The 5,758-nt window shown below is 70.8% G+C and carries 3 protein-coding genes; 1 reads left to right on the top strand and 2 read right to left on the bottom strand.

Annotated features, from left to right (window positions below; genetic code table 11):
- Nucleotides 1–97: 97 nt before the first annotated feature.
- Nucleotides 98–1,126, bottom strand: coding sequence for a 4Fe-4S dicluster domain-containing protein (locus BN12_RS18175; protein ID WP_048554686.1), 1,029 nt, complete (start codon nt 1,124–1,126; stop codon nt 98–100).
- Between the two features lie 13 nt (nt 1,127–1,139).
- Nucleotides 1,140–4,475, bottom strand: coding sequence for a formate dehydrogenase (gene fdh, locus BN12_RS18170; RefSeq protein ID WP_235432461.1), 3,336 nt, complete (start codon nt 4,473–4,475; stop codon nt 1,140–1,142).
- A gap of 695 nt (nt 4,476–5,170) precedes the next feature.
- Between fdh and BN12_RS18160 the strand changes: the two genes are divergently transcribed.
- Nucleotides 5,171–5,758, top strand: a 588-nt coding sequence (locus BN12_RS18160; protein ID WP_048554682.1) for a transposase family protein, incomplete at its 3' end; no start/stop codon positions are given.

The raw sequence follows: 5,758 nt of genomic DNA, 5'->3' as shown, positions 1-5,758 counted from the left end.
CCCGGCCGGTCACCGCCGCCGGCTCGACCCCGGGCACCGCGACGTCCTCGGCGCCGGGGCGGCTCGGGCGGACGCAGCTCGTCGTAGGGGGAGGTGGTCATCGACACCCCGCGAGGAAGGCGATGGCGGCGCCGGCGAGCATGCCGACGCCTGCCATCGTCGCTCGTCGGAACATCTCCGGCAGGTCGGTGGTGCAGACGCGCGGGTCGGGCGGCAGGCCGTAGACCTCCGGCTCGTCGAGGAGGAGGAAGACCGAGCCGGTGCCGCCGACGCCGTCGCGGTCGTTCGCGCCGTAGAGCCGCGCCTCCGTCATCCCCTGCGCGTGGAGCTCGGCCACGCGCTCGCGCGCGACGGCGACGAGGTCCTCGCGGTCGCCGAACTTGATGGAGGTCGTCGGGCACGTCTTCGCACACGCCGGGATCTCGTCATCGAGGAGCCGGTCGTAGCACAGCGTGCACTTCTGCGCGACGCCCCGCTTGGGGACCGGCGGCTGCTCGCCCTTGCGCTGGCCCTCCCGCGTCGTCGGGGCGGCGGTCCCGTCGCTGCGGCGCTCGACGACGCCGAAGGGACAGCCGGCGACGCAGGTCCCACACCCGTTGCACACGTCGGGCTGGATGACGACGGTGCCGAACTCGGTGCGGAAGAGCGCGCCCGTCGGGCAGACGTCGAGGCATCCGGCGTGCGTGCAGTGCTTGCACACGTCGGAGGCCATGAGCCAGCGGAACTCGGGGGTGTCCGGCGGTGTCGTGTCGACGGGAGCCACGTCGGGCGGGGTCCCGCCGGCGGGGGCCGGGGCCGGCGAGGGGGCCGCGGACCGGACCGTCGGCATACCGAGGTCGACGAGCGCACGACCGGAGCGCCGCGCCTGGGCGATCTGCTCGGCGCCCTGCTCGACGAAGGCGACGTGCCGCCACGTGCTCGCCCCGAGCGAGACGGTGTTGTCGTAGGACATGCCGGTCAGCTCGAGGTCGCCGTCGCGCGGGTTGTCGTTCCACTGCTTGCAGGCGACCTCGCAGGCCTTGCACCCGATGCAGATCGAGGTGTCGGTGAAGAAGCCCTTGCGCGGCCGGTCGGCGGGCCAGCCGGCATCGGCCGTCGGGTCGGTCGGCCCGGACAGCTGCCCCATCAGGTCTGCCTCCTCACCATCGGGTATGCCATACGCTCCCCTGCTCGTCGTCGCCCGGATCCGGCTCCACGGTCTCCCGGGCGGGGTCGGTGATGCGAGCGCTGTCGGTCCCGACGGTAGCGCCCGCTCGCAGCTGGTAGTCGCGCACCAGCCGCAGGAGGGCCTCGCCGTGGGGACGCCGTCCGGCGACGACGTCGCACGAGGCGACCTTCGACTCCTGGATCTGGGTGTTGGGGTCGAGCGCGACGCCGAGGAGGTCGTTGGCGGCGTCGCCGGACACGACGGCATCGGTGCCGACGCCCCAGTGGTAGGGCAGGCCCACCTGGTGGACCTCCCGGCCGTTGATCCGCAGCGGGCGCATCCGGTCGGTGACGAGGACGCGTGCCTCGATCGCCGAGCGGGGGGAGACGATGGTGGCCCAGCCGCCCGTCTCGAGGCCGCGCTCGGCCGCGAGCTGGGGGGACACCTCGCAGAACATCTCCGGCTGCAGCTCGGCGAGGACGGGGGACCATCGGCTCATCCCGCCCGCCGTGTGGTGCTCGGTGAGGCGGTAGGTCGTGAAGACGTAGGGGTAGACGTCGGCGCCCGGCTCGTCGGCGCTCGGCGCCCCGAGGTTGTCCTCGCGGGGGAACAGGACGCGGGCGGGCGCCTGCTGCTGCGGGTAGAGCGCGTTGCGGACCGGTGACTCCTGCGGCTCGTAGTGCGCCGGCAGCGGGCCGTCGACGAGCCCGGTCGGGGCGAAGAGCCATCCCTTGCCGTCGGACTGCATGATGAACGGGTCGTCGCCCGCGAGGGCCTCGGCACCTCCGAGGTCCGGGTCCGGCCGGGCATCGGGCGCCCTGTCGACGGGGAAGTCCGGCACGTCCGAGCCGGTCCACCGGCCCGCCTGCTCGTCCCACCACACGTACTTCTTCCGCTCGCTCCACGGCCGTCCCTGCGGGTCGGCGGACGCTCGGTTGTAGAGGATCCGCCGGTCGGCGGGCCAGGCCCAGCCCCATTCCGTCTGGGCGATGCCCGCACCACCGTTCGGGACGCGCCGGGCCGCGAGGTTGTGGCCTTCGGCATACACCCCGGTGTAGATCCAGCAGCCGCACGCGGTGGACCCGTCGGCCTTCATCTCGGTGTACGACGAGAGGTTCCGCCCCGCGTCGGGACCTGTCACGTGGTAGCCGTTGATCTCCGACAGCACCGCCTCGGGGTCCGGCTTGCCGTGCTCGTCGAGGGGGTAGTCCCACGTGAGGTCGAGGAGCGGACGGTCCCGCTCGTCGGTGGATCCCGCGAGGCGCTCGCGGATCCGGCGGCCGAGCTCGTGGAAGAAGTCGAGCTCGCTCTCGGCCTGGCCCGGCGGCTCGACCGCCTGGTGGCGCCACTGGAGCAGGCGCTGGGTCTGGGTGAAGGACCCCGCCTTCTCGACGTGGGTGGCCGCCGGGAGGAAGAAGACCTCGGTCCCGATGTCCTCCGTCCGCAGCTCCCCGGAGGCGATCTCCGGGCCGTCCTTCCACCAGGTCGCGGACTCGATGAGGTTGAGGTCCCGGACGACGAGCCACTTCAGGTGCGACATCGCCATCCGCTGCTGGCGCCCGTTGGCCGACCCGACCGCGGGGTTCTGGCCGAGGACGAAGTACCCCTCGACCTTGTCCGCGAGCATGTCCATCGCCGTCTGGTAGGTGCCGTGCGGGCCGTTCAGCCGGGGGAGGTAGTCGTAGGCCCAGTCGTTGTCGGCCGTCGCCGCGTCGCCGAACCAGGCCTTGAGCAGGCTGATGGTGTAGGTGTCGGCGTAGGCCCAGAAGCCCTTCTGCGTCGGGGAGGCGACCTCCTCGAGGTAGTCGGCGAGGGTGTCGTGGAGGCCCGCCGACGGCATCGGCAGGTAGCCCGGCAGGAGGTTGAACAGCGTCGGGATGTCCGTCGAGCCCTGGATGCTCGCATGCCCGCGCAGCGCCATGATGCCGCCACCGGGACGGCCGACGTTGCCCAGGAGCAGCTGGAGGATCGCGGCGGTCCGGATGAACTGGACGCCGAGGGTGTGCTGGGTCCACCCCGTCGCATACCCGAAGCACGTCGTCCGCTCCCGGCCGGAGTTCTCGGTGACCGACCGGGCGAGGTACTCGAACTCCTCCAGGGTGATCCCGCACATGTCACGGACCATCTCGGGGGTGTAGCGGGAGAAGTGGCGCCGGAGGACCTGGAAGACGGTGCGCGGGTTCTGGAGCGTGTCGTCGCGCAGCACCGTGGAGTGCTCGAGGGCGGGACCCCCCGAGCCGTGCTGGTCCCCGGCGGCCCGCGCCGAGGCGCTCGCGCCGTGCTCCTCGCCGCCCGTCGACTCGACCCGGCCGTCCGGGTGGGCGTAGGCCCACGTCGAGGGGTCGTAGTCGCCCGTCCGCGGGTCGAAGCCGGAGAACAGGCCGCCGAGATCCTCGGTGTCGCGGAAGTCCTCCCCGAGGAGGGTCGCGGCGTTCGTGTATGCGACGACGTACTCCCGGAAGTACAGGTCGTGGGTCAGGACATGGTTGACGAGCCCGCCGAGGAGGACGACGTCCGAGCCGGCCCGGATCGCGATGTGGCGGTCGGCGACGGCCGAGGTGCGCGTGAACCGGGGGTCGATGTGGATCACGCGGGCGCCCCTCGCCTTGGCCTCGGTCACCCATTGGAATCCGACCGGGTGCGCCTCGGCCATGTTGCCGCCCATGAGAATGATGCAGTCGGCGTTCGCCATGTCCTGCAACGTCTGCGTGGCGCCGCCACGCCCGAAGGAGGCTCCCAGACCGGGAACCGTGGCGGAGTGTCAAATACGGGCCTGGTTCTCGATCTGGATGGCGCCGGCCGCCGTGAACAGCTTCTTGATGAGGTAGTTCTCCTCGTTGTCGAGCGTCGCGCCGCCGAGCGAGGCGATGCCCATCGTCCGGCGGAGCGGACGGCCGTGCTCGTCCCGGTCCTGCCAGGTCCGGCGCCGGGTCTCGAGGAACCGGTCGGCGATCATGTCGATCGCGGTGTCGCGGTCGAGGTCCTGCCAGTCCGTCGCATACGGAGCGCGGTAGCGGATCGCGGTCTGGCGCAGCGGGTTGTTGACGAGCTGCGCGCTCGAGGCGCCCTTGGGGCAGAGTCGTCCGCGGGAGATCGGGGAGTCGGGATCGCCCTCGATCTGGACGACCTTCTCGTCCTTGACGTAGATCTTCTGTCCGCAGCCCACCGCGCAGAAGGGGCAGACACTCTGGACGACCCGGTCCGCGGTCGCGGTCCGGGGGGCGATGTGCCGGGTCGTCGGCGAGGTGACGGCGGGCCCCCGCCCGAAGACGTCACCGCTGCGGAACTGCCGCAGCACCGGCCATTCCAGGGGGCTCCACGCTGCCATGACGCGAGCCTATCGCCAATGACCCCGCTTCGCAGCATAATTGGCTCTCAGGATGGCATTGATACGCGGCGAAGGTCAGGTAGGAATGCCATAAGGGAAACATGGCACAGGCGGGCAGGACGATGTCCGGCCGGGCCGGACATCTCGTTCCTTTCACAGCGTGTATATGCGGAACGGCGACCTCGGCCACTCCGCGGGGACACCCGAGGATCAGCATCGGGCCCATGGGTCCGATCGTGGGAGCGATCGGTCGCCGCTGCGTCAACTGCCTTCTCGGAACACTGTTTTGTGGACAGGGTCCGAATCTCCATCCATGGTCAAGGGCCTCTCGCCGGTCGCCCACCCGGTATGCCATCGCCTCGTTGACCGGCATTCCTCACGAGGAGCCGACATCCGAGTCGAGGTTCGAGTGGAAAGACGACGGGATGACGTCCTTGGATCGAGTCCGTGCCCGCCCACTGCCGGGGGCAGAGGCCTTCCCAGTCCGATTCGCATGCGCTTCGTGGCCTCCCTCGCGACAGGACCACGAGAAATACCAGGAAAGGCCGGAACAATGAGGTTTTCTCACCAGGCGCGGGGCCATTGGGCTGAGGAGCCTGTGATGCCAGTGTGACTGGCGTGTCACAAGGTACACGTGGGGTCCCGTGGCCCAGAGTCGGTTTCGACCAAGAAACAAGCCCGACCAAGGACCCCACGTGCTGTCGTATCGTGCCACCCTCGATGTCCCGACCCAGACTGTTGCCCGCGTGTCGCGCTGGATCCAGGCCCACCGGCATCGGGTCGACGCCCGGCCCTGGCAGCGGGCCGCGACCTGCTGGACCCAAGCCGTGCTGGTGCTGCGCTGGCTGATCGATGGCACCGACATCCACCTGCTGGCCCGCGACGCAGGAGTCAGCCAGGCCACCGGCTACCGGTACCTGCACGAAGCGATCGACGTCATCGCCGCCCAGGCCCCGGACCTGACCGAGGTCTTGGCCCAGGGCCGGCAGGCCGGGTGGGCGTTCGTCGCCCTGGACGGCACCCTCATCGAGTCCACCCGCGTCAACGCGAAATCCGCTGCGGGACACGACCTGTGGTACTCCGGCAAACACCACCACCACGGCGGGAACATCCAGGTCGTGACCGACCCGACCGGCTTCCCGATCTGGACCTCCCCGGTCGAACCCGGCTCCACCCACGACATCACCTGCGCCCGAGCTCACGCCTTCCCCGCGCTGTACCCGGCCGCCGCGGCCGGCCTGCCGACGCTGACCGACAAGGGCTACACCGGCGCCGGGATCGGC

The organism is Nostocoides japonicum T1-X7 (genome assembly GCF_001046855.1).
Taxonomy (GTDB): domain Bacteria; phylum Actinomycetota; class Actinomycetes; order Actinomycetales; family Dermatophilaceae; genus Nostocoides; species Nostocoides japonicum.
This window is presented reverse-complemented; position numbering and strand designations above follow the sequence as displayed.

What these genes read in the sequence shown, in the direction of transcription:
- BN12_RS18175 (WP_048554686.1), bottom strand. Translation starts at nt 1,126, where the DNA reads ATGGGGCAGCTGTCCGGGCCGACCGACCCGACGGCCGATGCCGGCTGG.